Raw genomic sequence first — 27,000 nt, forward strand, 5'->3', positions numbered from 1 at the left:
AAGTATGGCATTTCGTTATCCGATGTTGTTGACATTCCTGTTAATGATGTTCGCCCCCTGTGTTCAGGGGGAACCGCCTTTACCACAGGATGTGCAGCATTTTCTGAGTAATGCGGAAATGTGCCAGCATCTTGCTGGTGAATGGGACAGCTCTTTACCAGAGAAGGATAAAAGAGACATCGAAAAAGGGGGTGATACCTGGTGTCCTCCGGAGAAGAAATCACTCCCTGTGTTGCGGAAAAAACAAAAAGAAAACAAAGAGATTATAAAAATACTCTCTGCGTATGATTTTTAAACTGTACCGTCGGACCACTCCCCTGGTGTCGTCGGCTGACTGATAAGGAAATGAAGGATTATGGCTATCAACAACAGCGCGCAGAAGTTTATTGCCCGCAACCGCGCGCCCCGCGTGCAGATTGAGTATGACGTAGAGATTTACGGCTCCGAGAAAAAAATCGAACTGCCGTTTGTCATGGCGGTGCTGGCCGATCTGGCCGGTAAACCACGCGAAGAGCTGCCACCGGTCACCGATCGTAAATTCCTTGATATTGATATCGATAACTTCAACGAGCGGATGAAAGCCATTGCGCCGCGCGTGGCATTTGCTGTCCCCAATACGCTGACGGGCGAAGGGCAGTTAATGGTCGATATCACGTTAGAGAATATGGACGATTTTTCGCCTGCGCAGATTGCCCGTAAGGTGGATGCCCTGAACCAGTTGCTGGAAGCACGTACTCAGCTTGCCAACCTGCAAACCTATATGGATGGTAAAGCGGGAGCAGAAAATCTGATCAACAAACTATTACAAGACCCAACGTTACTGAAAGCTCTGGCCAGCGCGCCAAAACCTGTCGCTCAACAGGAAAGTGTCTTATCAGGTGAAACGGGAACAGCAGACTAACTGCGATTTTATTAAGGAACTTTCATGGTAAACGATACTCTTCTGGCGACTGGCGACCTCTCTACTGCGCAAACCACTGCCTATCAGGAAACGGAGTTTGATTCGCTCTTGGATAAAGCCTTCCGTCCCAAGACACCTCAGGCTGCAAAGGCGGTTGAGGCGGCAGTTCAGACGCTGGCTCAACAGGCTCTGACAAATACGGTCATCGTTAGTGACGATGCTTATAAAAGTATTGCTGCGATTATTGAGCAGATCGATTTCAAATTAACGGAACAGATCAAGCTAATCCTGAGTCATCCAGATTTTCAGAAACTGGAGTCCTCCTGGCGTGGGATGGAACATTTGGTTTACAACACTGAAACCGATGAAAAATTAAAAATCCGCTTTATGAACCTTTCGAAGGATGAATTGCGGAAAAATATGAAACGTTACAAAGGGATCGCGTGGGATCAAAGCCCCATGTTCAAAAAGCTGTATGAAGCCGAATATGGGCAGTTAGGCGGAGAACCTTACGGTTGTATCATTGCGGATTATTATTTTGATCACACCCCGCCGGATGTGGATCTGCTCGGCTCCATTGCCAAAGTGGCAGCCTCCGCCCATGCGCCGTTTATTGCCGGGGCCTCTCCATCAGTGTTGCAGATGGATTCCTGGCAGGAACTGGCCAACCCGCGTGACCTGACCAAAATTGTGACCCAGAACCTCGAATATGCACCGTGGAACTCACTGCGTAAAAGCGAGGATTCTCGTTACATTGGCCTGACGATGCCGCGTTTTCTCTCCCGTTTGCCTTATGGCGCGAAAACAAACCCTGTCGATGAGTTTGATTTTGAAGAAGATGCGGATGGCGCAGATCACAGCAAATATGTCTGGAGTAATGCCGCCTATGCAATGGGGGTAAATATCAACCGTTCTTTCAAACATTACGGTTGGTGTACGTTGATCCGTGGTGTGGAATCTGGTGGGGCGGTAGAAAATCTGCCCTGTCATACCTTCCCGACCGATGACGGCGGCGTGGACATGAAATGCCCGACGGAAATCGCCATCTCTGACCGCCGTGAAGCGGAACTGGCAAAAAATGGCTTTATCCCGCTTATCCATCGCAAAAACTCTGATTACGCCGCCTTTATTGGCGCACAGTCGCTGCAAAAACCTCAGGAATATTACGACCCGGACGCCACGGCCAACGCCAATCTCTCAGCCCGGTTGCCATATCTGTTCGCTTGTTCAAGGTTTGCGCACTTCCTCAAGTGCATCGTGCGCGACAAGATCGGCTCGTTCAAAGAACGTGAAGATATGCAGCGCTGGCTCAATGAATGGATCATGAACTACGTTGATGCCGATCCGGTGAACTCCTCACAGGAAACTAAAGCTCGTCGGCCGCTGGCGGCTGCTGAAGTGGTGGTGGAAGAAGTGGAAGGTAATCCGGGTTATTACGATGCCAAATTCTTCCTGCGCCCGCATTTCCAGCTTGAAGGATTAACGGGGTCGCTGCGTCTGGTCACAAAACTGCCGTCAGTAAAACAGGGTACTGCCTGATTTTTATGAATATTTTAATGAATGATGTCAGATAATACTCAGGGGGAGATATGTCATATGTTTATGGCCTGGTAGATTCATTGCAGGGCACTGAAATGGTGGGAATGGCGGGAGCAGGAGACAGAAAGGAATGTGTGTGCTTAGTTCAGGTATATGCACATGTAGGGCATACCGGAACGTGGAAGCAGGGGCGGAAAGTTTTCGGAGATAAATCGATCCGCAGAGGAACAGCAATCGCGACTTTTGTGAATGGGAAATATCCACCGAGGGAAGATGCTCATAAACATGCTGCTTTCTATCTCGAACAAGATGATTCGTATATTTATGTTATGGACCAGTGGACAGGTAAAGCCTCGAATGTATCGGCGCGCAAAATCTCCAGAAAAGGCGGAATGCGCAGTGATGGATCCTATCCTGATGCCAGTAATAATGCGGAAGCTTTTTATGTTATTGAGTAGAGAATAGATGCTATGGAGACGCGTTTTATTTTTTCTCTGTTATTGGGTTATATATTGTTTTATCCACAATATGTTGCAGCGTGGGAAGTCAGTTGTCCCGTGTTTATCAATATAAAATCCTCAACGACAGTACTGGAGTCGGATGTACCTACATCGTGGCAGGAATCTTCCCGCTATGAACCCCGTCTGTGGCTGGACGGCGTAGGGATGTCGCAGGGAAAACCTGAAAACCGGGTAGATCTAAAACCAGAGACAGAGAAAATAAAGGGTGAAACCAGGCAAATATGGGATACCACAATGAACAGTAATCAGGATAGTGAACGTTACTGGGTTTCCTGTATTTATAACCACGGACAGGTTTGGTTATCACAACCAGTACCTGCATCGGCGACACGGTGTCAGGCATCTTCTCTGCTGGGTCAGCGGGAACAAGGAGAGTCACCGGTATCTGTGATATGTAAATAAATATAATCCATTCAGTTTATGAATTAATTATATGCCGGTATCTCATTACCGGAAATTATACAGCCTTCTGTTCTTCTGAAATTAAGGAGAGGGGGTTCTGTACGGCAATGATTTACCTGTATCCAGATGTACAGATAAATCAGAGATTATTTTTAAGTAATTCTTAATAAGGAAATGAAAATGGCTTATGACATTTTTCTGAAAATTGACGGCATTGATGGCGAGTCAATGGATGACAAACATAAAAATGAAATTGAGGTACTGAGCTGGCGCTGGAATATCCATCAGGAGTCCACCATGCACGCAGGCAGCGGTCTGGGATCCGGTAAAGTCTCCGTGACTAACCTGGAGTTTGAACATTACATCGATCGCGCCAGCCCGAATCTGTTCAAATACTGCGCATCCGGTAAGCATATTCCGAAGTCCATCCTTGTCATGCGTAAAGCAGGCGGCAATCCACTGGAATACCTCAAGTACACCTTTACTGACCTGATTGTGGCTGTGGTTTCCCCCAGTGGTAGCAAGGAGGGCGAGATAGCTTCCCGCGAGAGAGTCGAACTCTCTTTCAGCACCGTGAAGCAGGAATACGTGGTGCAGAACCAGCAAGGTGGCAGCGGCGGCACCATCACCGCAGGCTACGACTTCAAGGCCAATAAAGAAATTTAAGCGGTACTTTTCCGGCCCGGAAAATAGCCGGGCTGGTTTTTATTGTTTGATTTTAAAGGAAATTATAGTGAATAAATGGCGTAACCCCGGCGGGTGGTTATGTGCGGTAGCTTTGTCTTTTGTCTGCCTGCTTTCCGGGTGCAGCATTGACAGCGACGACGTGCCGGACCTGATGTCACAAAGACTCGATCTGGTGATTAAGGCTTCCGATAAGGTGAATCCTGACAATCAGAAAAAAGCCGCGCCCATAGAGATACGCGTTTATGAACTGAAAAATGATGCAGCCTTCACGGCGGCGGACTGGTGGTCACTTCAGGACAATGACAAGGCTGTTCTTGCCGATGATTTACTGCACCGCGACAGCTTTATCTTGCGCCCGGGCGAGGAGAAAAAACTGCGCCGCTCTCTCAATAAGGAAACCACCACGCTGGGGATCCTCGCCGGATACCGCAATCTGGGAAAATCGGTCTGGCGAGCCACATATAAAATTCCTGATCCACCGGAAAAAAGTTGGTACAGCCGCTTTATGCCGAAGAAAAAAGTCGAACTGGATGCTGACATAGAGCAAAGCGCCATCGTGATTAAAGAACGGGATGAGTAAATTATGAGTTGGAATAACCGGGTGGTCTGGAGTGAAGGACAATTTTTGCTGCCACAGATGTTTCAGCAGCAGGAACGCTATCTGGAACACGTTATTCACTACCGCAGTCTGCCGCTTTCCCCCTTTTTCTGGGGCTTCAGTGAATACAGCATTGACAGTGAGGCGCTGAACATCGGCAAACTGGTACTGAAAGAGGCTGCCGGGGTGTTTGCGGACGGTACGCCGTTTAATGCGCTGGGCCATACGCCGCTGCCGCCGCCGTTGACCATTCTGCCGGAGCATCTTAACCAGCAGATTTGCCTGGCGGTGCCGGTACGCACGCCGAACAGCGAGGAAACCAGCTTCGACAATAACCCGGAATCGCTGGCGCGCTTTTCGGTGCATGAAAATGAAATTCGCGATGCCAACTCGCTGGGGCGTGGCGCACAATTGTTGCAGCTCAGCCACCTGCGCCTGCGCCTGTTGCCGGAAAAAGCAGTGACGGATGCGTGGATCGGCCTGCCGCTGACGCGCATTACGGCTCTGCATCCCGATGGCCGGATCGAGCTTGACAAAGATTTGATCCCGCCAGTGGTGAACTACCAGGCAAGTTCACTGATATGCACCTGGCTGTCGTGGATCAACGATCTGATAAAAATGCGCGCAGATTCACTGGCGGAACGGTTGACGGGCAGTGATAAACACGGCCATGAGGCGGCGGAAGTGTCGGATTACCTGCTGTTACAAATTCTCAATCGTTTTGGCCCATTACTGATCCATCTGGCGAAAACGCCGCTGTCGCCGGAAGTGCTCTATCGTAACCTGTCCGAACTGGCCGGTGAACTCTCGACCTATGTGCGACCACAAACTCGCCGCCCGGAAGAATATAAAGAATATAAACACCTGACGCCTTATGCAGGGCTGAAATCGGTGGTGGACGAGGTACAGTACCTGCTGAATGCCGTGCTGATCCGGGGGGCGCAGCGGATTCCGCTGGAAGAGGGGGCTTATGGCATCCTCAATGCGGTGGTTGAACCTTCCGAACTATCGGGTTTCAGCGCGCTTGTGCTGACGGTGAAGGCGCAGATGTCTGCCGACGCCCTGCTGCAATATTTTTCCGCCCAGACCAAAATCGGGCCGTCCGAACGCCTGCCGGAACTGATCCGCTCGCACCTGCCGGGGCTGACTTTGCAGGTGCTGCCGGTGCCCCCGCGTCAGATTCCGTTCCAGTCCGGGTACATCTATTACGACATTCGCCGCGATGGCGTGCTTTGGGAACATATTGCCCGCTATGGAGGCATGGCCATGCACACTGCCGGAGAGTTTCCGGGGCTGGAGATGGCTCTGTGGGGAGTGCGTGATAAATGACCGACGATATCCTGACGCCGCAGGCGGCGAATACCCTGCCATTTCAGCCATCAACCGGGGGGGGAAAGACACCCGACAATGACGGTTCCGGCGCGGCCATAAAGGACACTCTTCGCAAGGAGGAGAGCAAGGTGGTCGTTGAGGACGGCCCGGATATGAAACTCCGGCTGGCTGAAATCACTGCCGCCACTAATCCCCTGCTGGCGGCGGCAAGTCCTCTGTTATGTGCACTGGCGCAGATGCCCCGCGAACTCGCCCCTGGTTTTATCGAACATTACCGCGCCCTGCTAGAGCGGGAGGTTCGCCGATATCAGACGCTGTGCGACCAGGCAAACCTGCGCCGCGAGCATGTGCTGGCGGTTCGCTATTGCTTGTGTACGGCGCTGGATGAAGCCGCCAACAATACAAGCTGGGGGCGACGTGGGGTTTGGGCTGGAAAAAGCCTGCTGATCACCTTTCATGGCGAAAGTGAAGGCGGCATCAAGCTGTTTCAGATAATTGGTCGTCTGGCCTCCAGCTTCCAGGAGCACAGCGATGTGCTGGAAATCATTTACCACATACTGGGGCTGGGTTTTGAGGGGCGTTACAGCGTGCGCCCCGACGGGCGTAAACAACTGGACGATATCCGCCAGCAACTGCTGACTCAACTGATCCAGCGCCGCGATCCGGTAACACCAACACTTTCGCCTGGTTTCACCGGTGCCGTCGGCGGTCGGATTCGGCGGATGCAGCGAGTGCCTGTCTGGCTGAGTGGCGGAATAGCCCTGCTGGTGATGTTGACCTTATTTGGTTTTTACAACTACCGGATGAGTCTCGCCACAGAAGCCGTACAGCAGCGTATCGATGCCATTGGTAAAAATCTGCCACCACCACCCGTTCCCGTGCATAAACTGCGACTGAAAATCTTGCTGGCGAACGAGATCACCCGTGGTCTGCTGACGGTGGAGGAAGATGAGCATCACAGTCGGGTGGTCTTCCGGGGCGACACGATGTTTGTGCCGGGGCAGAAAACCGTGAATGACGCGCTCCGCCCGGTGATTGATAAGGCCGCGCGCGAGATTGCGCGAGTGGGGGGCGCAGTGACGGTGACTGGTCACACTGACAGCCAGCCGATCCATTCTGCGGAATTCCCATCTAACCAGGAGTTATCGGAAAAAAGGGCGACGGAAGTGGCTACGCTGTTGAAGTCCGGTGGTGTTTCTATCAGTCGAATCCGGGTTGTCGGGAAGGGGGATACCGTGCCGGTGGCTGATAACCGCACTAAAACCGGACGAGCGCAGAATCGCCGGGTAGAAATTCTGGTGGTGGAGTAAATTAATAATGGAAAAGCTGGAGTGTAATGCGTCTAACCATTCGCCAGTGTGGGGAGTAACAGAATTTATATTCTGGAAACTGGCGCCTAAAAAATGGGGGGGAGGAGTAGCATTTGGGCGTTATTTTAAAGATGGTTGGGTGAAGCATAACAGCCTTTTGATCAATGCAGCTGCAAATGCCTGGCATTTACCTGCTCCCTTGCTTGCTGGAGTTTGTTGGATTGAAGTAGTGGGAGATCCTCAGATTGTAGACACGTTGGCATTTGAATTTCGTGCTATGAGTTGGAGTGGGCCTGAGTGGGTTGATGAACATATCACAATAGCTTCGAAACCAGAAAAAACATCTTTTGGTGCGGTGAGTATGCAATTGCGAACTGCAGCCAAAACACTCGGGCTTGATGAGACTAAAATGGATAATTCTCAGTTGCGTGAGTTGGAAAATTACCTCCAACATGATGTTTTTAATATAAAATTAGCTGCAAGGCATCGTTATCAATTGGCTGAAAAAGATGGCTTTCAGGTATCCTTACCTCACCTGACAGAAGAACAAGTAAGAATTATTGAAGCTCGTTATAATCGAGGTATTTCTCTTAGTCTGGAAAAAATAAAGCAAGATACCAGCTATGGCGATTTTATTATCAACAAATGGTTGCATTTCTCTGGTTTATTAATGACTGTCTGGGAGTCCTCATGAGAGAAATAATTAAGATAACAGGATGGTTATTATTCATTATGGGGTTGGTCACTATCATGCTTTTTTCCGGGAATGAGTATCAGTGGATGCAGGATATGGAGCCTTCAATAACAGCATTGCCTCAGAGAAATGGAAATAGAGAGGTAATCAGAAGATTAATTTATTTTATTTCAGCGGCTATTCAGATTGTTCTTTATTTTCTTTCAGTATCACGTACAGGAAAGGGGTTTTCAGTCCTGGGTATTTTGCTATTACTGATTATCGCATGGAGCTCTGAACAATAATGCAAAAATTTCTCAGTCTGCTGTTTTCCCGCCGCGCATTGGCGATTGTCGGCGTGGTGATGCTTGCGCTGCTGGTCTGGTTTATCGGACCGCTGGTGGCGTTTGACACCCTGCATCCGCTGGTGTCCGTGAGCAGTAGGGGGGTGACCATCGTTCTATTACTGATGCTGCTCATCCTGTGGCTGGTGAACTGGTCAATGAGCATTATTGGCGTTACGGTTCTGTGCCTGATCATCGGTTTTGTGTCACCGTTGCTGGCCTTTGGCGACGTTCGCCCGTTTGCGCCACTGTGGCTGCGTCTGACGCTTATCGGCCTGATCCTGCTGACTTATGCACTATACGGCCTGTACCGCCTGTGGCGGGCGCTGCGCCTGGATGAACAATTGCTGCGCCGTTTCCTGCATCCACGCGGGGAAGACGTGCCGGTGGCCGGGGAAATTAAAGCTGATTTGCGCACCGTCAGCAATATTGTCACCCGCGCCATCCGGCAACTAAAACAACTACGAGTAGATCAGCCATTCTGGCGTAAGGCACTGGAAGGAAAGCGTTTTCTGTACGAGTTACCGTGGTTTATGGTCATCGGCAGTCCGGGCGATGGTAAAACTACCGCGTTGCTCAACACTGGATTGCAGTTCCCACTAGCAGAACAGATGGAACAGACCGTACATATCCTGAATGTACCTGGTGGCGGCACGCTGCATTGCGACTGGTGGTTTACCAACGAAGCGGTACTTATCGATACCGCTGGGCGCTATGCCCGCCACGATGATGGCGGCGAAACGAACGCGACACAGCGTAACGCCGGAGAGTGGCAAGGATTTTTGGGGTTGCTGCGAAAACACCGCCCCAACGCGCCGTTGAACGGCGTGCTTCTGACGCTGAACGTGGCAGATCTAACCGCGCAGTCATCGGCAGAACGCCTGGCTACTTGTGCAGCCCTGCGTGCACGGCTGGCAGAACTGAGAGAGACGCTAGGGATCCGTTTTCCTGTGTATCTTATTGTCACAAAAATGGATCTGTTGCCGGGCTTTACGGAGTATTTTCGTGGTCTTACCAGTCACCTTCGTACCCAGGTATGGGGCTTCACTTTGCCTTACAGCCGGAAACGTAATTCCGCAGATCTGCAGTCGCGACATGCGCTCTGTGGGCAGGAACTGGCAAATCTGACGCTGCGGCTGGATCAGGGGCTGGATACCCGGTTGCAGGAAGAGTACGACCTTAAAAGCCGCCAGCGGCTGTATCGCTTCCCGCGTGAATTTGCCGCGCTGGGCGCGCCATTGCTGGAAGCCATTGAACAGATCTTCCTCGATTCAAAATTCGATGCCACCCAGCTTAACAACACCTTGCGCGGCGTATTTTTCACCAGCGCGGCACAGGCGCAGGCGGACGCCGTGGCAGACCATACGGGCATCTGGCCGCGTTTTGTCCGGGCAATAAAAGGGAAGGCGGATTCACCGTCTCATACCCTGCCGGACGGCAACCGCAGCTATTTTCTCCACGATCTACTGAAACGGTTAATCTTCCGCGAAGCGCACCTGGTGGAGCCGAATCTCCAGTGGGCATGGCGTTACCGGCTACTGCGTACCGGCGGGCATCTGCTAGTACTGGCGCTGGCTTTCTGGTTATGGCAGGGAATGCAGGGCAGCCAGCAGGGTAACAACGGGTATCTGAATGAAATCGCCACCCGGACGGCTAAACTGGATACTGATGTCAAAGCCTATACCGGAAAACCTGCGATGCACCCGGTTCCCGCATTACTGAACCAGGCGTGGGCGCTCTCTGCCTGGCCGGGGCTGGATCCGGACTCACCGCCGCTGGCCTGGCGTTACGGGCTGTACAGCGTTCCGCCGGTGATGGAGAGTGTGGCCTCTCTGTACGACCGCCTGCTGGACCAGCTGCTGTTGCCGCCGCTGGTGAAACGCATGGAATATGTGCTTTCGGATGCGATAGCACGTCAGAACAGCAAAGCCGCCTACGACACCCTGCATGTTTATCTGCTGCTGAACCTCGATAAAGACCACGAGGACAAATACAACGCGGCGGAAATTCACTCATGGGTACTGAATGACCTGGACAACCGCGACAGCGTGGCGGAGTTTGGTGGTCGTGCAGCCGTGCTGGAACATATCGACGCTCTGTTTGACGGTAGCCGCGTAGTGCATTCGCCCTACGAAAAAGATGAGGGGTTGATCCGCCAGGCGCGAACTTTCCTCGATGGACACACCAGCACTGAGCGTATCTATGCCCGTGCACTGGCTTCTATGGAGAGTGAAGCACCGCAGGAGTTTTCGCTGGTGCGCGCTGTAGGGGCAGATGCTGGAACCGTCTTTGTTCGCACGGATGGCGCGCCGCTGGGTCGGGGCGTACCGGGCATCTTCACCCGCGAAGGCTACCGGGAGTTATTCGACAAACGACTGCCTGAATTTGTTGCCGCAGCGTCAGCGAATGATGCCTGGGTGATGGGGCGGGAAAATGCGCAAAAAAAAAACGACTGAGAGTGTAATGAGTCAGCTACCGGGACAGGAACTCCCGGTTACCCGTGAAGTCCGTCGCCTGTACCTGACTGAATATGCCCGCCGGTGGCAGGATTTTCTGGTCAGTATTCACAGCATCAACAGCGCCGGGGAGGACGGTGGTCCGGGGCTGGCCTATGATCTTCAGGTGCTCCGTACCCTGGCCTCGCCAGATTCACCGTTGATGCGGCTGAGTAAAGCCGTGGTGGAGCAGACCACCCTGGTACCGCCGCTGGATGCACAGGCCAGACAAAAGCAGATGGCCCAGCGAGCGCAGGATCGGCTTTCCGGTAATGCGGGAAAAGTGGTACAGACGGCGAAGCTGTTCCAGGACATCCATCCAGAAGAACGTCTGGAGAAAACGCTGGTGGATGATCGTTTTGCCGCATTGCGGGAAGTTGTTTCCGGGCGTATGGACAGCGGACAAGGGGGCGGTGCACCACAGCTTAATTCGCTGCTGACGATGCTCAATGAATATTACACCCAGCTCACCATTGCAGACAGTGCACTGGCGGCAAGCACATTACCGGGCCGCATTTCGGCTGCGGATAAACTTCAACTGGAGGCAGCAAAACTACCCGCGCCGCTGAAAAATATTCTGCTGGATTTAACACTACAGGGGACACGCAAAATCAATGCCGGAACGGGTGAAGTGCTGAATGCGCAAATGGAGGCGGTGATCGGTGATGAGTGCCGTGACGCCATTGACGGGCGCTATCCCTTTACCGACAGCCCGCAGGAGGTCAGCGCGGACGATTTTAACCGTATCTTTGCCAGCGGCGGCGTGCTGGATGCGTTCTGGACGAAACAACTGGCCCCGCTGGCGGACATTGCCAGCAATCCGTGGCGTTACAAACCGACCGAAGGCAACATGACGCTGCACGGGCCAGATCTGGTGCCGTTTCAGGAGGCAGAACAAATCCGCCGCGTCTTTTTTAACGGGGAAGGCGGGAAAAAGTTTTCCTGGGCGATGCAGGTCCGCGTCGTGGATATGGATCCGGCCATCACCGAGCTGGTGATTGACATTGATGGGCAGGTGCTGCGTTACGCTCACGGCCCGGTCAGGCCGCTAAAAGTGAACTGGCCGGGGCCGCGTAATGGCTCAATGGCGGAAATCACCGCCAGCCCGCGCATCCGCCAGGACACCTCGACGCTGCTGACGAACGGGCCGTGGGCGCTGTTTCACCTGCTGGACGCGGGTAACGCGCAGGATACAGCGGTACGGGGAACGCAGCAGGTGGAGTACAGTTTTGATGGGCGACGGGTAGTGCTGGAAATCACCGCCGGGAGAGACTTTGACCCGGTGAACCGGGGACTACTGCAACGTTTCGCCTGCCCGGAGAGGGCGCTCTAATGCGCCGTGCTACGGCAGTATCGACCCCGTCGATGTTCGGTAGGTTGCCGGACCAGCGTGATTATGTGCGCTGGCGGGTGAGCGCGAACGAAGGACAGGTGTGGCAGGCGTGGCTGAACCAGCAGACGTGGCTTGGGCAGGGGCGGCATATTGTACTGCCGGAAGGAACGGATGCCGTGACGACGGGAGAGAATGACGGTTGGATGCACTTATCACCGCGTGAAAAGTCGGTGCTGCCGGAGCACCATCCGCTGCCGTGGAGCTTCGTCCTGTCGCCGGGGTTTTTACCCATTGGCGGGCGTGATGAATGGATGACAGGGGTACTGACCGCCTCGCGAGACAGCACGGGCAGGCCGTGGCCGCTGGTGATTTACCAGCGTGCCGGACGGGAATGGCTGGAAGAGAGTCTGGATGAAACGCAAGGCTGGCTGTACTGGCTGGCTGTACTGGCTGGCAAGACTGGCGGCAGTACATGTCTCACCACAGACAGAACGCTGTGGGCGGCTGGCGGAGCAGGCAGACCAGCTGTGGGCGATGTGGCGACCGGGGCCGCGCTGGGCGCAGTGGTTGCGTGGTTTGCGGCGTGTACCGCAGCGCAGCCGGGAACTCACCGACCTGCCGGACGCACCGGTAGTGGAACTGCCCGGCGTGCGGCACCTGCCGTGGCCGGGCTGGCCGGACAAAATGCTGACACAGGCACAACAAGGGCAGGGGTGGTTCTGGCAGCAGAACAGCGAGGGGCGGTATGTGGATGCGCTGCGGCTGGAGAAAAAATCATGTGCCACGAATGCTGAGAATAGCTATACAAAAATATGACGATAAACGTGTAGATGGGAAACAAATATACCCATGAAATTCAAGTTGATTGCTATCTTCAGGCTATCCCTGGTCCCGTCTGCGTTGGCGGATAAGCAAGCATCTTCAGGTTTATTGGATATATAGCAATATACGGAGGTGAACATGGGTAACTCTCATGATGAGGCTATTCAGCAGGCATATGATGCTTATGACGACTTAATGCTGGATAAACGATATATCAGGGACAATGATGCCTGGGGCGATTTAAGAATTGACCGTGAAAATGGTGCAATCTCATTATTGCTGAGATGGAAATATAATTGGATAAAAAGATGGGATGCAAAAACTGATTGGACAGATATGGAGAAAAATGCCTTTCATGGGAAGGTTATTTTTGTCATTAATCAAACATGGAATAATAAGGTTTTTTTATCCGTTTCTGGGAAGTCTGAGTTTGTTAGTAAGTTTAATGGTAAAGACTTACCCTTCACAATAGAAATAATTCAGACTGATCGTCATGGGTATTGGGATGTAGTGGTGTTTAAAATTGATAATGATGATCCAAATAGCTTTCGTCAGAGTAACATTGTCTGGAATAGTCGATACGTTGAATTTGACTCTAAAGATATAGTTGCAGCAGCTAAATGTCTTGGCTCATCAAAAGTTTGCCATGAGCAAATAGGGCTGTCTCACGAGCTTGGGCATATTATTGGATATCTTACTGATGAATACTATAGTGACGATGCAGATAAAGCAACTACACCATTCTCCGGCGACGCCAGTGCGTTAATGAATATTGGTATGGAACTGCGCTCTCGTTATATGGAAAATGTCATTGAGCGGTTAAATAGAATGGTCCCGGGTTCTGAATTTTTTGTGAAAAGCGTAAAAAAATGAAGCTAATATACGCTGTGATTATTTTTTTGATAGTGGGTGGGGCGAAAAATAGCATGTCTGATATCCCTGAACATGCTTATCTGAATGCGAGTGGTGTGTATAATGGAGTTGAAGAGAATGTTTTATTAAATAACTATGGTAAGCCAGAGCATGAATTTATAAAGCCTCGTTATAAACTTGTCGGCGAGTATTATATCGAAATTGAAAATACCTATCGCTCAACAAATCCTGAATTCAAAAATATCTCCATCAAAGAAATGTTTTGGCATTTGCGGCAGGATTTAAATCTTACATGTTTTTTTCATTATAAAGATGGACAGTGGCGGGTTATTTCTTATTTTTTCTGGTCTCCGGGCGCTAAATTCTAATCCGATATTAAAGGAATAAATATCATGAGTTTTGTATCTACGGGTAATAAATCTGGCAGTAACGGTGGGCCAGCTATCTCCACGCCACCGATAGCCGGAGAAAGTAGTGCTATAAGCGCAAGTTCAGCCGCAACCGATGTAGCTGATGCAGCCGAACAGATGGCAGAACAGGCAGTTGCAGATCTATTTGGTGCGCTTCCAGAACCGTCAGGACTGGTTAAAGCTGCAGTAGCTGCTGCGCAGGCCGCCGCCGCCGCGTCAGGGATCTCGGATATGGCTGGTGCAGCTCAGGATGCGGCGGCATCGCTTGCTGCCGCTGGTTCGGGGGCGCATAACGTCACAGTAAGTGGTAGTGCGGTGCCGGCGCAGATTCTGCTGTTTGCAGGTATGAATGGTTCGGAAGGGCTTGGGAATCTGTTTTCCTATACAGTACAGCTTAAAACGCCTGACACCCTGAACCTCGGATATGTCTCCCCTGCTGCCAATCTGCCGCTCAAACCGATGGTGGGCAAAGACATGTGTGTCAATATCGAACTGGACGGTGGTGGCAAACGGCATATCAGCGGGCTGGTGACGGCTGCGAGGGTAGTCGGTCACGAGGGGCGCTCAGTCACGTATGAATTGCGCATTGAACCGTGGTTGAAGCTGCTGACCCACACCAGCGACTACAAAGCCTTCCAGAACAAAACCGTGGTGGAGATTCTCGATGAAGTCCTGGCTGAATATTCTTTTCCGGTGGAAAAACGGCTGGTGGAAAATTATCCCCCCCGCGCCTGGCAGGTGCAGTATGGTGAAACCGATTTTGATTTCATCCAGCGCCTGATGCAGGAATGGGGTATCTACTGGTGGTTTGAGCACAGCGAGAACAGCCACACGCTGGTACTGGCTGATGCCATCAATGGTCATAAAACGTGCCCGGACTCGCCGCTGGTAGAGTGGCACCAGGAAGGACTGAAGCTCGATAAGGAATTTATCCACACCATTACGGCCAGTGAGAGGCTGCGTACTGGAAAGTGGGTGCTGGACGATTTTGATTTTATGAAGCCGCGTTCACTGCTGAAAAGTACCGTGGCTAATCCGCGTGATACCGGTCATGCTGAATATGAGCATTACGAATGGCCTGGTGATTACTTCACTATGGGGGAAGGCGAGATGCTGACGCGCATTCGTATGGAAGCGCAGCGCAGCCCTGGCAGCCGGGTTGGAGGGGCGGGGAATATCCGCACCCTCATGACTGGTTACACCTTTACGTTGATGAATCATCCGACGGCGGAGGTCAACCAGGAATATCTGCTGGTGCAGACCACACTGTTTTTACGGGACAATGCGCAGTACAGCGGCCAGGACCAGCATTTTACCTATGTCACCACGTTCGAACTGCACCCTACCAGTGAAGTCTACCGCCCACAGCGAACCCTGAGCAAACCCCATACCAAAGGCCCGCAGAGCGCCATCGTCACCGGTCCGGCGGGGCAGGAGATCTGGACGGATAAATATGGCCGGGTGAAGGTGCAGTTTGGCTGGGATCGTTATGGTAACAATGACGAAAACAGCTCCTGCTGGGTCCGTGTTAGCTATCCGTGGGCGGGAAAAGGATTCGGCATGATCCAGATCCCGCGTATTGGCCAGGAAGTGCTGGTGGATTTCAAAAATGGTGACCCGGATTTACCCATCATCGTGGGGCGGACATACAACCAGGACACGATGCCGCCGTGGGGATTGCCTGGTGCAGCGACGCAAAGTGGGTTTTACAGCCACACAATTGGTGGGGGGCCGACGAATGCCAACGCCCTGCGTTTTGAGGATAAACCTGGTGGGGAAGAGGTCTGGTTGCATGCCGAGAAAGATCAGCGCATTGAAGTAAATAATAATGAAAGCCACTGGGTGGGGAATAATCGACTTAAAGTTATTGATAAAACAGAAACAGCGATTATTGGTGAGAAACGTTCTCTTACAGTTCAGACGGATGATACTTCCCTTGCCGGAGGAGATAAAACAATTCAGACCGTACAGAATTTACGCTTTGCAGCGGGAGATTCCATTATTCTTAGCTGCGGAGAAACTATCCTACAAATGACCAGTGACGGAATATTTAATATAACCTGTAAGAACTTTAATATTACTGCAACAGAGAACGGAAAAATAAATACACAATCAGGGCAGCTTGATTTAAACATGAATGACAGAAAGGCAGATATATCGCCGCCTGGCACATTAGAGAAAACTACTCTTCAGACGGCGATAGATATCACCTTCATGACTGAAAAATAAATCACAACCATTATTAAATATTTTATTCAAAGGGACTCTTTCCATTATGACGGAATATTATGTAAATGAAGCCGTTCTGTCTTTCGACGGCAATATATCTCAGGACAGTACCATTAATATGCTGCGCCTCAGTGATCCCGATGCCGCATTAATTATCAGCCGGGGCCAGATGCAGGAGGGAGACGAATTAGCCTCTCAGGTTGAACAGCAGATGAAAAAACTGGAAAAGCAGGTTAAGGAGCTGCACTACACGCCCGTGCAGGTGACCCGGGTGGGGATTAATGACGGCGAAGAAGGGCTGGAGATACAGAGTCAGTTTCTCCGGGGTAACGAGCAGGTGTACCAGTGTCAGGTGGCATTTGTATTGCCGGGTGAGCGGGTCATGATGGCCTTCACCTACGCCAGAACCACACCGCTGACCCCGGCAGACATGACGCGCTGGGCTGAAATTAAAAAGAATCTGCGCTTCAGGATGCGGCAGGAAGCCAGGACGAATTAATCACACAGGGAACGGGACATGGAAGAGGCATTCTGGGCGGCAAGGCAGGGGGATGCCCTGCTGCATACGTCGTTTATGGCAGATGTGCTGGGGGCTGTGCTGGAAGTGGCGGCAAATGTCGTTATTGATGCCCTCATTGTCGGGGCTGCCACGGTGCTGGCAGCGTCAGCGGGGGTGACGCTGGGGTGCACGGCCGTCGTGCTGATCGGTTTTGTGGCGGGGGTGGCGATGGTGTACACCGGCGTGACAGAAACGGTCAGCGAAGCCTGTTCTGCCCTCGCTGATATGTTGTTCCCGCCTCAGACTGAAGGTTACATCCTCACCGGCTCTGGTGACACATTGATCAACAGCAAACCTGCCGCGCGGGCAGCAGCCACTGCGGTATCGCGGCAGGAGATTGAGGCGCAGGAAGCGCAGGTGAAGGCGGAACAGGAAGAAGCGCAGCGTCAGGAGGACGCCAGAACATTCCGGGATGTGGCCGGGGAATATCTGGAAATGGCGGGGGCCATAGCCCTGGCGGTTAACCCGGTGACAGGACCTGTGCTGATGTCCCGGGCGCTGTCCGGCCAGCTCAGTACGGAAGAAGGGCGTGCTGAGCTGGTGGATGGCGTGACACATTTTGTGTCGGAACTGTGGCAGCCCACTGTGGCCAGTGCGGCTCCGGGCTCCACCCCGACCCCTGACGATAAAATCGACTGCCATAAACATCCCTCCTCACTGACTCAGTTACTCGCACAAAAAAAAGCCGCCTTTCTGGATGACCCTGCGGGAACGGTCCTTAACCTGTTCAGTCCGGACGGTATGCTGGAAACCGCCTTTCAGGGCGTGAATGCGGTTATTGGCAGTATCAGCAATCTGTTCAGAGATGATGACGAACCGCCAGCGGCGGAGTATATCGCGGAAGGCGCTCGGGATGTGCGTATCAACAGCCAGCCGGCGGCACGCAGCGGGGCACGCTGTACCTGTGAGGCCCGGGTGGTGAATGAGCCGGGGGACGGGGCGTTTGTGTCACCGGATGTCCGCATTGGGGGGCCGTTACTGGTGGTCAGGGATATCAGAAGCGGCAGGTCGCAGATAACCCTGGTGGCAACCGTGGCGCTGATGTTTCTCCGCCCGGGCAAAATGCTTTCTAAAATCGCCTGTTTTGCTGCCGGTGTCGGGATGAGCATGATAACACAGAAGGCCATCAGCGCCCTTCCACATCCGGTCAACGCCGCCACCGGAGCCAAATATCTGGCGGATGACGACGATTTCGACTTCAGCCTGCCGGGTCACTTTCCGCTGGACTGGCAGCGTGTGTACAGCAGTCGTGACGAGCGCACGGATGGGATGTTCGGTCAGGGCTGGAGTGTGATGTATGAAGTGAGCCTCGAGCGCACACCGGGTAACGCGGACGAAAACTGCATGACCTTTGTGTCGGGTATGGGGCGACGCCTGGATATGGAAGCCGTGCTGCCGGGGAGCGGGTTTTACAGTCCCGGTGAAGGACTGGCAGTACGGCGTGGTGAGCAGGGGCACTGGCTTATCAGCAGCGATGATGGACAGTTTTTTCTGTTTGAAGCCGACCCGCATCACCCGCAGCGCCAGCGGCTGAAAATGCTGGGCGACCGTAACAGCAACTGTCTGAATCTGTACCACGACGAGCTGGGGCGCATCACGCAAATCAGTGGTGAACAGCGGCGTCCGTGCATCCGTCTGCATTACGACCTGGCGGCGCATCCCCGTCGGGTGACGCAGATTTATCAGCATTTCCCTGATACTGCACCTTTACTGCTGCGTCGTTACAGTTATGACGCCGCCGGGCAGCTGACCGGCGTGTACGACAGTACCGGCCACCTGCTGCGCGAGTTTGCCTACAACGATAATCACTGCATGACCCTGCACCGCCAGCCGGGCGGCGAGGGATATTATTATCAGTGGGGCTGGTATGACGGTCCGGATGACGCAGCGTGGCGGGTGACGGGGCACCACACGGACAGCGGTGAACAGTACCGGCTGGCGTGGAACCTGGCGGCGCGCAGGCTGTGCGTGACGGACGGTCTGGGGCGCACGCGTTATCATCAGTGGGATGCGCAGAACCAGGTGACGGCGTACCGGGACGAGGCCGGGCAGGTGATGACGTTCCGCTGGAGCGACGAAGAACGGCTGCTGCTGGGGATGACCGATGCTCAGGGCGGCAGATGGCGCTATGTGTATGACCGTCAGGGGCATATCACGGAGACGCACGACCCAATGGGGCGGGTGTCGCAGACGCAGTGGCACCCGGTGTGGCACGAACCGGAGACGGAGGTGGATGCGGGGGGCAACAGCTGGCGCTGTGAGTACGATGAACGCGGCAATCTTCTTGCCGTGACCGACCCGCTGCAACAGAGCACCCGGTATCAGTATGACCGCCACGGCCAGGTGGTGCAGATAACCGACGCACGCGGGGGAAATAAATACCTTCAGTGGAACGAAGACGGGCAGCTGATGCGGCACACGGACTGCTCCGGCTCGCAGACGGCCTGGTTCTATGATGAACGCACGCGGCTGATACGGATGACAGACGCGCAGAGCCACAGCACGCGCTACGGGTATGACGACAGCGGTCACCTGGTGGAGGTGATACTGGCGGACGGTCGCACGGCGCGTTACCAGCCGGATGCGGCGGGCAGGCTGGTGAAATACACCAGCCCGGCAGGGCAGATAACGCGCTGGCAGCGCGACGGGCAGGGGCGGGTGCGCATCCGCACGGACGCGGCGGGGCGCAGGACGGGGTTCGGGTACGACGCCTACGGGCGTCTGGTCACGCTGACAAACGAGAACGGAGAAAGCTACCGGTTCCGCCACGATGTGCTGGATCGTCTGGCGGAGCAGATAAATCCGGACTGCTGCCGTCAGGCGTACCGTTACAACGCGCTGAACGCGGTCACGGAGGTGGTGTTCACGGGCGACCAGGGCGGAGAAATCCGCCACCGGCTGATGCGTGATGCAGCGGGCCGGCTCACCGCAAAGGAGACGGCAGAAACCCGCACGGAATACGTTTATGACGCGGCAGACCAGCTGCTGGAAATCCGCTGCCGGCGGCACGACGCAGACGAAACCGGCGCGCCGGAGATAATCCGCTTCAGTTACGACAGACCAGGCCGGATGCTGAGCGAGGAGACGGCGCAGGGCGTCCTGACCCACCGGTACGACGAACTGGGCAACCGGACTGCCACCACGTTTCCGGACGGCAGAACGCAGCGGCATCTGTACTACGGCAGCGGTCATCTCCAGCAGATAAATCTGGACCGGGAAGTCATCAGCGAGTTCACGCGTGACAGCCTGCACCGGGAGGTACTCAGAAGCCAGGGGCGGCTGAGCACGCGGCAGCTTTATGACCCTGCCGGGCGGCTGAAACGTAAGGAGACCTGCAGCGGAATGCGCGGGGTGGTGCCGGAGACGTTCACGGACCGGCAGTACAGCTACAACGGTCAGGACGAACTGCTGAAGACACAGCACAGCCGGCGGGGCGAAACGGATTACTTTTACGACAGCACGGGGCGCATCACGGCGTGCCGCCTGGAGGATGAGGGGTATCTGGCGAGCTGGCAGTACGACGCAGCGGGAAACCTGCTGGACCGGCGTGCGGGGGAAAGGGCCACGGCAGAAAACAGCGTGGTGCCGTTCAGCCGGCTGATGTCTTACCGTGGTGTGCACTACCGTTATGACGAATATGGCCGGATGGTGGAAAAGCAGGGCCGGAGCGGAACGCAGAGTTACCGCTATGATGCGGAGCACCGGATGGTGGAGGCGAGGACAGCGCGGGGGACATACCGGTATGTGTACGATGCGCTGGGGAGGCGGACGGAAAAACAGCATATCAGCCATGACGGTAAAGCGTACAACCGGACAAAATTTTTATGGGACGGGATGCGGCTGGCGCAGGAGAGCAGGCCGGAAGGGAGCAGCAGCCTGTATATTTACAGTGCCCCGGGGAGTTATGAACCGCTGGCGCGGGTGGATAAGGCGGGCAAAGGGGAACCGGCCCGGGTACTGTATTTTCACACGGATGTGAACGGCGCGCCGGAAGAGCTGACGGACAGCGACGGGAAAATCGTGTGGGAGACGGGATACCAGGTCTGGGGAAACACAATACAGGAGAAGGATCACGGCGGGGTGGAGCAGAGCCTGCGCTACCAGGGACAGTACCTCGACAGGGAAACGGGGCTGCACTACAATCTGCACAGGTACTATGATCCGGATGTCGGGCGGTTTACGCAGCCGGACCCGATAGGGCTGGCGGGGGGAATAAACCTTTATCGGTATGCGCCAAATCCGCTTGGATGGATCGATCCTCTTGGATTAACGCCATGTACACCGAAAGGTTTTAGGGATGCAGATGAATTTAATCAATTTGGTCGAGAAATAAGACAAGGTCTTTCTGATGCTGGTTTCCCTGATACTACGCCTATTATTCAAGGTAGTGCTGTTTCTGGGAAAAGTTACCGTACTGGGCAGCCTTTTGATGTAGGAAGAGTGAGTGATTTTGATATCGCTCTTGCAGGTGATGATATTTTGAGTGCAGCCAAAAACGCTGGAATTGCCACCAGAAGTGGTGGATTAAGAACTGGGCCGTTAAAAGCACGGGATCTGGATAAGTTGGGGCTAAAAGGACTAGCAGATAGAATGAGTGAACAATATGGAAGAGACGTTAACTTCATGATTTTTGACTCTATTCCAGCAGCAACTGGTAGAGCACCAAGTATAATATTGCCATAGTTTGTGAGTTAACAATGAGTTACTATGATTTGTATGGATTTTCTGGAAGAGATTTAAATGAGGCTCGTGAATTACTGGAGTCGTCGCTGAATATATTTTTTATCGAAAGGGATAGTTCTTATCATGGTGTCTATTATATTTCAGGTGATAAGAAGCATGAACATTTTATCTTAAAGGAAAATATTGATTTATTAGATAACGAACCTGATGAGATGGATTATCCAGAACATAATTATCTTCTTTATATTAATGATACATCCAGACCTTCTGAATTAAAATACATCATATTGAAATCCGCAAAATTTATTTTACTTAGAAGTGAGCGAGTTTAATTTATAATGAGCCGGGATCATCTTCCCGGCTTTTTTATTATTTAACTCTCGTTCAGCACACTAAACATCCCATCCCGCATCCCCTTAACTACCTGTTTAACCTGATAAAGTTCCCTGCGCAGTTCCTGTACTTCGTTGTTATCCGCTAGCAGGATCAGGCAACCTTCCGAGATCTTCACGGTAACACCCGTGCCGATCTCAAATCCCGCTTCTCTCAGCCATTTGGCGCTGATTTTGATCACCGGCGTGTCGCTGCGGTTGGGCAGATAACCCACGGTACAGTGGCGCTGTGTTTTGGAAATGATATTTTTATATTTAATCTGCTGATTAGATAGTAAAATTAACTTCGTGCAGATAGCTTACTTTATCAGGGGGCGGCGGTAGCGTATGAACTATGACGTGATGGTTTTAGTGATTTATAGACGAAACTGACAGTACGATCCGGACTTCGATTAGATTGCGCGATTTGACCCGATAGGGCTGAGAGGCGGATTAAACTTATACCAATACGCGCCTAATCCAGTAAACTGGATCGATCCTTTGGGTTTGAAATGTGGGCAACCTGAATGGACAAATCATGGATACAAACATTTTCCTCCAAAAAACAAATCATGGAAGGATATAATTAAATCAACAAAATCAGGCCCGGCAAAATATTCTCCAGATATTGATATTAAAACGTTGGAATACGATGTTTTTAATACAGGCACACCTGTTACGAACGGTAAACCATGGAAAGTAAAAGATATGGGAAAAGTTATTGGGGCCAGTGAGAGTAAAGAATCTCAATGGGTTCGAGTTGAACTTAGCGGTGGGACAATACATGGACATCCTATATCAATCGATGAATTCCGAAGGCTAACAACATCATGAACATTGATTTCTTAGGAAAAAAAGGGAATATAGTTTTTAATGACTTCTCCCTGAAACAAAGCATCCCTCTTAATGAACAGCGAGATGAACTTAAGGAAGATATGCTCCAGGTTGAATATCCTGGTGGGTATCTTTTGGATGTTGGGTGGCGACCATCTTTTGATATAAATGGGAAGTTTTATATTTGTTTAATAAAGGATTTTGATTGGGATTATCCCATTTATAATGGTTCTGCGAAAGATATTGTCTCATTATTATTTGAAATTAACCAAGCTATAAATAAACTTTAAAAAAACTGGGAAGAAAATTAAATCTTCCCGGCTTTTTATTATTTAACTCTCGTTCAGCACACTAAACATCCCGTTCCGCATCCCCTTAACCGCCTGTTTGACCTGGTAAAGTTCCCTGCGCAGTTCCTGTACTTCGTTGTTATCCGCTAGCAGGATCAGGCAACCTTCCGAGATCTTCACGGTAACGCCCGTGCCGATCTCAAATCCCGCTTCTCTCAGCCATTTGGCGCTGATTTTGATCACCGGCGTGTCGCTGCGGTTGGGCAGATAGCCCACGGTACAGTGGCGCTGTGTTTTGGAAATGGTGACTTCTGGCGTAATATCGTGTTCAGCCATGATTAACTACCTCAGTTAGTTGCTTGTGGTCAGCGGTGGTTAAGGGTTGCCGCCCTTAGTCACCGCGTTATTTATCAGTCAGTTACGCGCCTGAACAATCAGGGCCTGTAACATCTCCGAAATCATCTTCTGCTTTGCCTTCGGCAGGCTGTCGATCTCTTCAATAAGCTGCTGCCATTTTGGCGCGGGGCCACGCTTACGGGCGATCTTCTCCGGTTCTTCGCCAAGCAAATCCTCCAGAGAAACCGCTAACAGTCTTGCCACGGCTGGGAGTATGGATATCTGTATCCGCCGCCGTCCGGCTTCCCATGCCTGTACGGCCTGCTGGGAGACGTTCAGCGCCTGTGCAACCTGCGTCTGTGTCATCCCTGCGTCCTTTCTCAGCGCGGTGATCCGTCTGCCCAGTTCCGTAATAAATACCTGTTCTTCGTTGCTTATAGGTGCGGCCATAGTCGTTTTACCTGAAATCCTTTGAGACCTGATGACCATAATCTACTCCATGTTTTACATTTAACTGTTGTAAATACTACTAGCTGATGTATATACTTGTCGAGTTATTTTTATACAAACCCTATTGACAGGTTTTTACAGGAGTTCCCGTTATGGCCCGCATCCCGGAAGCAGAGTTGCAGCACCTGAAAGCCGCCGTCTCCTTAGTTGCCGTGGTTCAGACGCAGGGGCGACAACTGGTTAAGAAAGGGAAGGACTTCACCACGCTGTGCCCGTTCCATGACGAGAAAACGCCGTCCTGCGTCATCTCGCCGGAGAAAAACCTGTATCACTGCTTCGGCTGTAATGCAGGCGGTTCGGTGCTGGACTGGGTGATGCAGACGGAAAAACTCAGCCTGCGTAAGGCGGCGGAACGTCTGAAAGCGGAGCTGGGCGATAATCCCGCCGTGGTGCCGCTGGTTACCAAAGATGAGCCGGAAATCTTCACGGAAGATGAAGCGGGCCGTCAGCAACTGCTCTCCCGTGTGGTGGAGTTCTACCATCACACGCTGCTGAACGCGCCGGAAGCGGTGGCGTATCTGGAAAAGCGCCGCCTTAATCATCCTGAACTGGTCGCCGCCTTTAAACTCGGCTTCGCCAACCGCACGCTGCCTTATCGCCTGCCAGCGGTTAAGTCACGGGCAGGCGAGAAGATCCGCGCCCGGCTTAAGGGGGTGGGTGTGCTGCGTGAGTCCGGGCATGAGCACTTCACCGGGTCGCTGGTTGTGCCGGTGATGGATCTGAACGGGCAGATCCGTGAGATGTACGGGCGCAAGATCGGCGGCGATCTGCGTAAGGGAACGCCACTGCATCTGTACCTTCCCGGCGCTCACGGCGGCGTGTGGAATGAGCAGGCGCTGATCGGTTCATCAACGGTTGTCCTGTGCGAATCGCTTCTCGATGCCATGTCGTTCTGGGTCGCCGGGGTCCGTAACGTCACGGCGGCTTACGGGGTGAACGGCTTCACCGATGAGATGCATCAGGCGTTCAGAAACTACGGCATTAAACAGGTACTGATCGCCTACGACAACGATCCGGCAGGCAATGAGGCGGCGGTGAAACGGGCTTCTTCCTTAGCCGCTGACGGGATCGCCACGTTCCGGGTACTGTTCCCGGCGGGCATGGATGCGAACGGTTATCTGTGCAGTGTGGCAGAGCCGGAACAGGCGTTCAGTCTGTTGCTGGATGGCGCGGTGCCCATGAGTGACCTGGCCGATGCGGAGAGTATCGCGCCGCAGGCCAGCGCGGAGCCTGCACACCTCACTTCATTAGCTGCCGGGGTTGCGGCCTTACCCGCAGCCGCCGCCCCTGCACCGGGCGTCAGCGTGGAAACCCTGGCTGATGGCGAACTGATGGTAGCCTTACCGGGCGAACGCTGGACGATCCGGGGCGTAAGTCGCAAAACCAACGCGGCGGCGATGAAGGTTAACGCGCAGGTGCTGGACACTGAAAGCGGCGTGGTGTTCGCGGATGCGGTGGATATGATGAGCGCCCGTTCTCGCGGCGGTTATGCGCGGGCCGCAGCGGCAGAGCTTGGCCTTGCAGAAGGCGATCTGCGCCGCTCGCTGGGTAAGGTGCTGCTGGCGCTGGAACACTGGCAGGCCGCACCGGAGCCGGAGAACGCCGCCCCGGAGATGACGCCGGAGGATCGGGACGCGGCGCTGGAGCTGCTGCGCGACGAGTGTCTTGCGTCACGCATCGCGGCAGACATGGCGGCGTGTGGCGTGGTGGGTGAATCCACCAATCTGACGGCGGCGTATCTGGCGGCGGTGTCGCGCAAGCTGGGGCGCCCGCTTGCCGTGTTGATCCAGTCATCGAGCGCGGCGGGTAAATCGTCGCTGATGGATGCAGTGCTGAACCTGATCCCGCCAGAGGAACGGCTGCAATACAGCGCCATGACCGGGCAGAGCCTGTTCTACCTGGGTGAAACCAACCTGCAACACAAGATCCTCGCCATCGCCGAAGAAGAAGGTGTGCGGCAGGCGGCGTATGCGCTGAAACTGTTGCAGTCGGATGGTGAGTTAACCATCGCCTCAACGGGCAAGGATGATGCCACCGGAAACCTCGTCACCAGACAGTACACCGTCAAAGGCCCGGTGATGCTGATGCTGACCACCACCGCCATCGACGTTGACGAGGAGTTACTCAACCGCTGTCTGGTGCTGACGGTGAACGAGTCGCGGGAACAGACGGAAGCGATCCACGCGGCGCAGCGTTACGCACAGACGCTGGAAGGACTGCTGGCGGCGAATGAAAAAAGTTACATCACGACGTTACACCAGAACGCGCAGCGGCTGCTGCGCCCGCTTAACGTGGTGAACCCGTTCGCCTCGCAGCTTACCTTCATGAGCGACAAGACGCGCACCCGGCGCGACCATATGAAATACCTGACGCTGATCCAGGCGATCGCGCTGCTGCACCAGTACCAGCGGGAGATCAAACGCGTGGAGCATCGCGGGCAGGTGGTGGAGTACATCGAGGTGACGCGGGAGGACATCGCCCTGGCGAACCGCCTGGCACATGAAATACTCGGGCGTACCCTGGATGAGATGCCGCCGCAGACGCGCAAACTGTTACTGCTGATCCAGACGATGGTCGGTGAACTGGCATCGGCGCAGCACTGCAAACCCGGCGAGGTGCGCTTCACACGGCGGGAGATCCGCGACTTCACGCAGTGGAGCGACAACCAGCTTAAAGTCCACTGTATGCGGCTTGCGGAAATGGAATACCTGCTTGTGCATGGCGGCAGCCGGGGTCACCTGCTGCAATACGAGTTGCTGTGGGACGGCAGCGGTGACGGCTCACACCTGTGCGGCCTGATCGAACCGGAGGACAGCCCGGTGTATGACTCCGGCAAGTTGGGGCATGATGCGGGCAAGTTGCCCTTAAGTTGCCCTCATGTTGGGGCTAAGTTGGGGGCGGTGAAACCACCTGTAAGCCTCGCCAGTGCTGGCGGTGATGTGCCGTAA

General features: G+C 53.4%; 22 protein-coding genes and 3 pseudogenes. 22 read left to right on the plus strand and 3 right to left on the minus strand.

Annotated elements, in window-relative coordinates; translation table 11 throughout:
• The first annotated feature begins 4 nt into the window (after positions 1–4).
• The 19 genes and pseudogenes from RGV86_RS17125 to RGV86_RS17215 all read left to right on the plus strand — a co-directional run bounded on the left by RGV86_RS17125 (position 5) and on the right by RGV86_RS17215 (position 22,043).
• The gene (locus RGV86_RS17125) at positions 5–295 is read left to right on the plus strand and encodes a hypothetical protein (RefSeq protein WP_085460356.1); all 291 of its coding nucleotides are present in this window, start codon (positions 5–7) and stop codon (positions 293–295) included.
• 60 nt (positions 296–355) lie between these two features.
• Complete coding sequence (gene tssB, locus RGV86_RS17130; protein ID WP_000996814.1) at positions 356–901, plus strand: type VI secretion system contractile sheath small subunit; 546 nt, start codon at positions 356–358, stop codon at positions 899–901.
• 24 nt (positions 902–925) lie between these two features.
• Positions 926–2,440, plus strand: a complete 1,515-nt coding sequence (gene tssC / locus RGV86_RS17135; RefSeq protein ID WP_000245851.1) for a type VI secretion system contractile sheath large subunit — start codon at positions 926–928, stop codon at positions 2,438–2,440.
• Between the two features lie 50 nt (positions 2,441–2,490).
• Positions 2,491–2,898, plus strand: a complete 408-nt coding sequence (locus RGV86_RS17140; protein ID WP_085460358.1) for a BPSL0067 family protein — start codon at positions 2,491–2,493, stop codon at positions 2,896–2,898.
• Positions 2,899–2,910: 12 nt separating this feature from the next.
• Entirely contained in the window at positions 2,911–3,363 is a 453-nt protein-coding gene (locus RGV86_RS17145) for an STY0301 family protein (protein ID WP_085460359.1), read from the plus strand.
• 180 nt (positions 3,364–3,543) lie between these two features.
• The gene (locus tag RGV86_RS17150; RefSeq protein ID WP_000312804.1) at positions 3,544–4,029 is read left to right on the plus strand and encodes an Hcp family type VI secretion system effector; all 486 of its coding nucleotides are present in this window, start codon (positions 3,544–3,546) and stop codon (positions 4,027–4,029) included.
• Between the two features lie 67 nt (positions 4,030–4,096).
• The gene (gene tssJ / locus RGV86_RS17155) at positions 4,097–4,630 is read left to right on the plus strand and encodes a type VI secretion system lipoprotein TssJ (RefSeq protein WP_032224536.1); all 534 of its coding nucleotides are present in this window, start codon (positions 4,097–4,099) and stop codon (positions 4,628–4,630) included.
• Between the two features lie 3 nt (positions 4,631–4,633).
• Positions 4,634–5,977 carry a type VI secretion system baseplate subunit TssK gene (gene tssK, locus RGV86_RS17160; RefSeq protein ID WP_309508474.1) on the plus strand — a complete coding sequence of 448 codons (1,344 nt, stop codon included), beginning with the start codon at positions 4,634–4,636 and terminating at the stop codon, positions 5,975–5,977.
• Positions 5,974–7,290, plus strand: coding sequence for a type VI secretion system protein TssL, long form (tssL, locus tag RGV86_RS17165; RefSeq protein WP_137598260.1), 1,317 nt, complete (start codon positions 5,974–5,976; stop codon positions 7,288–7,290). The genes tssK and tssL overlap by 4 nt, the downstream gene beginning before the upstream one ends.
• 7 nt (positions 7,291–7,297) lie before the next feature.
• Complete coding sequence (locus RGV86_RS17170; RefSeq protein ID WP_137598259.1) at positions 7,298–7,984, plus strand: hypothetical protein; 687 nt, start codon at positions 7,298–7,300, stop codon at positions 7,982–7,984.
• Positions 7,981–8,268 carry a hypothetical protein gene (locus RGV86_RS17175; RefSeq protein WP_001206794.1) on the plus strand — a complete coding sequence of 96 codons (288 nt, stop codon included), beginning with the start codon at positions 7,981–7,983 and terminating at the stop codon, positions 8,266–8,268. Before RGV86_RS17170 ends, RGV86_RS17175 begins: the two co-directional genes overlap by 4 nt.
• Positions 8,268–12,135 (plus strand): annotated as a pseudogene (gene tssM / locus RGV86_RS17180) (type VI secretion system membrane subunit TssM). The gene RGV86_RS17175 and the pseudogene tssM overlap by 1 nt, the downstream one beginning before the upstream one ends.
• A pseudogene (locus RGV86_RS17185) lies at positions 12,135–12,951 on the plus strand (TagF domain-containing protein). The pseudogenes tssM and RGV86_RS17185 overlap by 1 nt, the downstream one beginning before the upstream one ends.
• 144 nt (positions 12,952–13,095) lie before the next feature.
• Positions 13,096–13,830 carry a hypothetical protein gene (locus RGV86_RS17190; RefSeq protein ID WP_000528403.1) on the plus strand — a complete coding sequence of 245 codons (735 nt, stop codon included), beginning with the start codon at positions 13,096–13,098 and terminating at the stop codon, positions 13,828–13,830.
• Between the two features lie 53 nt (positions 13,831–13,883).
• Positions 13,884–14,198: a hypothetical protein gene (locus RGV86_RS17195; protein WP_001280221.1), complete on the plus strand. Its 315-nt coding sequence runs from the start codon at positions 13,884–13,886 to the stop codon at positions 14,196–14,198.
• A 24-nt stretch (positions 14,199–14,222) separates the two neighbouring features.
• Entirely contained in the window at positions 14,223–16,469 is a 2,247-nt protein-coding gene (locus tag RGV86_RS17200) for a type VI secretion system Vgr family protein (protein ID WP_137598257.1), read from the plus strand.
• Between the two features lie 46 nt (positions 16,470–16,515).
• The gene (locus tag RGV86_RS17205; protein WP_000141613.1) at positions 16,516–16,968 is read left to right on the plus strand and encodes a DcrB-related protein; all 453 of its coding nucleotides are present in this window, start codon (positions 16,516–16,518) and stop codon (positions 16,966–16,968) included.
• Positions 16,969–16,986: 18 nt separating this feature from the next.
• Positions 16,987–21,711: an RHS repeat-associated core domain-containing protein gene (locus RGV86_RS17210; RefSeq protein WP_309508473.1), complete on the plus strand. Its 4,725-nt coding sequence runs from the start codon at positions 16,987–16,989 to the stop codon at positions 21,709–21,711.
• Positions 21,712–21,725: 14 nt separating this feature from the next.
• The gene (locus RGV86_RS17215) at positions 21,726–22,043 is read left to right on the plus strand and encodes a hypothetical protein (RefSeq protein ID WP_085460360.1); all 318 of its coding nucleotides are present in this window, start codon (positions 21,726–21,728) and stop codon (positions 22,041–22,043) included.
• Positions 22,044–22,084: 41 nt separating this feature from the next.
• Here the strand turns inward: RGV86_RS17215 and RGV86_RS17220 are convergent, their stop codons facing one another.
• On the minus strand, positions 22,085–22,345 hold the full coding sequence (locus RGV86_RS17220; RefSeq protein ID WP_286135450.1) for a SymE family type I addiction module toxin: 261 nt from the start codon (positions 22,343–22,345) through the stop codon (positions 22,085–22,087).
• Positions 22,346–22,511: 166 nt separating this feature from the next.
• Here RGV86_RS17220 and RGV86_RS17230 point away from each other — a divergent pair.
• Positions 22,512–22,916 (plus strand): annotated as a pseudogene (locus tag RGV86_RS17230) (RHS repeat-associated core domain-containing protein); the annotation flags it as partial.
• On the plus strand, positions 22,913–23,206 hold the full coding sequence (locus tag RGV86_RS17235; protein WP_001017803.1) for a hypothetical protein: 294 nt from the start codon (positions 22,913–22,915) through the stop codon (positions 23,204–23,206). The pseudogene RGV86_RS17230 and the gene RGV86_RS17235, both read left to right, overlap by 4 nt.
• A gap of 42 nt (positions 23,207–23,248) precedes the next feature.
• Here RGV86_RS17235 and RGV86_RS17240 read toward each other — a convergent pair whose 3' ends face one another.
• A complete protein-coding gene (locus RGV86_RS17240; protein WP_085460362.1) occupies positions 23,249–23,542 on the minus strand; it encodes a SymE family type I addiction module toxin in 294 nt (97 codons plus the stop codon).
• 78 nt (positions 23,543–23,620) lie between these two features.
• Positions 23,621–23,992, minus strand: coding sequence for a helix-turn-helix domain-containing protein (locus tag RGV86_RS17245; protein ID WP_085460752.1), 372 nt, complete (start codon positions 23,990–23,992; stop codon positions 23,621–23,623).
• Between the two features lie 152 nt (positions 23,993–24,144).
• On the opposite strand from RGV86_RS17245, the gene RGV86_RS17250 reads away from it, so the two are divergent.
• Positions 24,145–27,000, plus strand: coding sequence for a CHC2 zinc finger domain-containing protein (locus tag RGV86_RS17250; protein ID WP_085460363.1), 2,856 nt, complete (start codon positions 24,145–24,147; stop codon positions 26,998–27,000).

The sequence above is a fragment of the Escherichia ruysiae genome, assembly GCF_031323975.1.
GTDB classification, from domain to species: Bacteria; Pseudomonadota; Gammaproteobacteria; order Enterobacterales; family Enterobacteriaceae; genus Escherichia; species Escherichia ruysiae.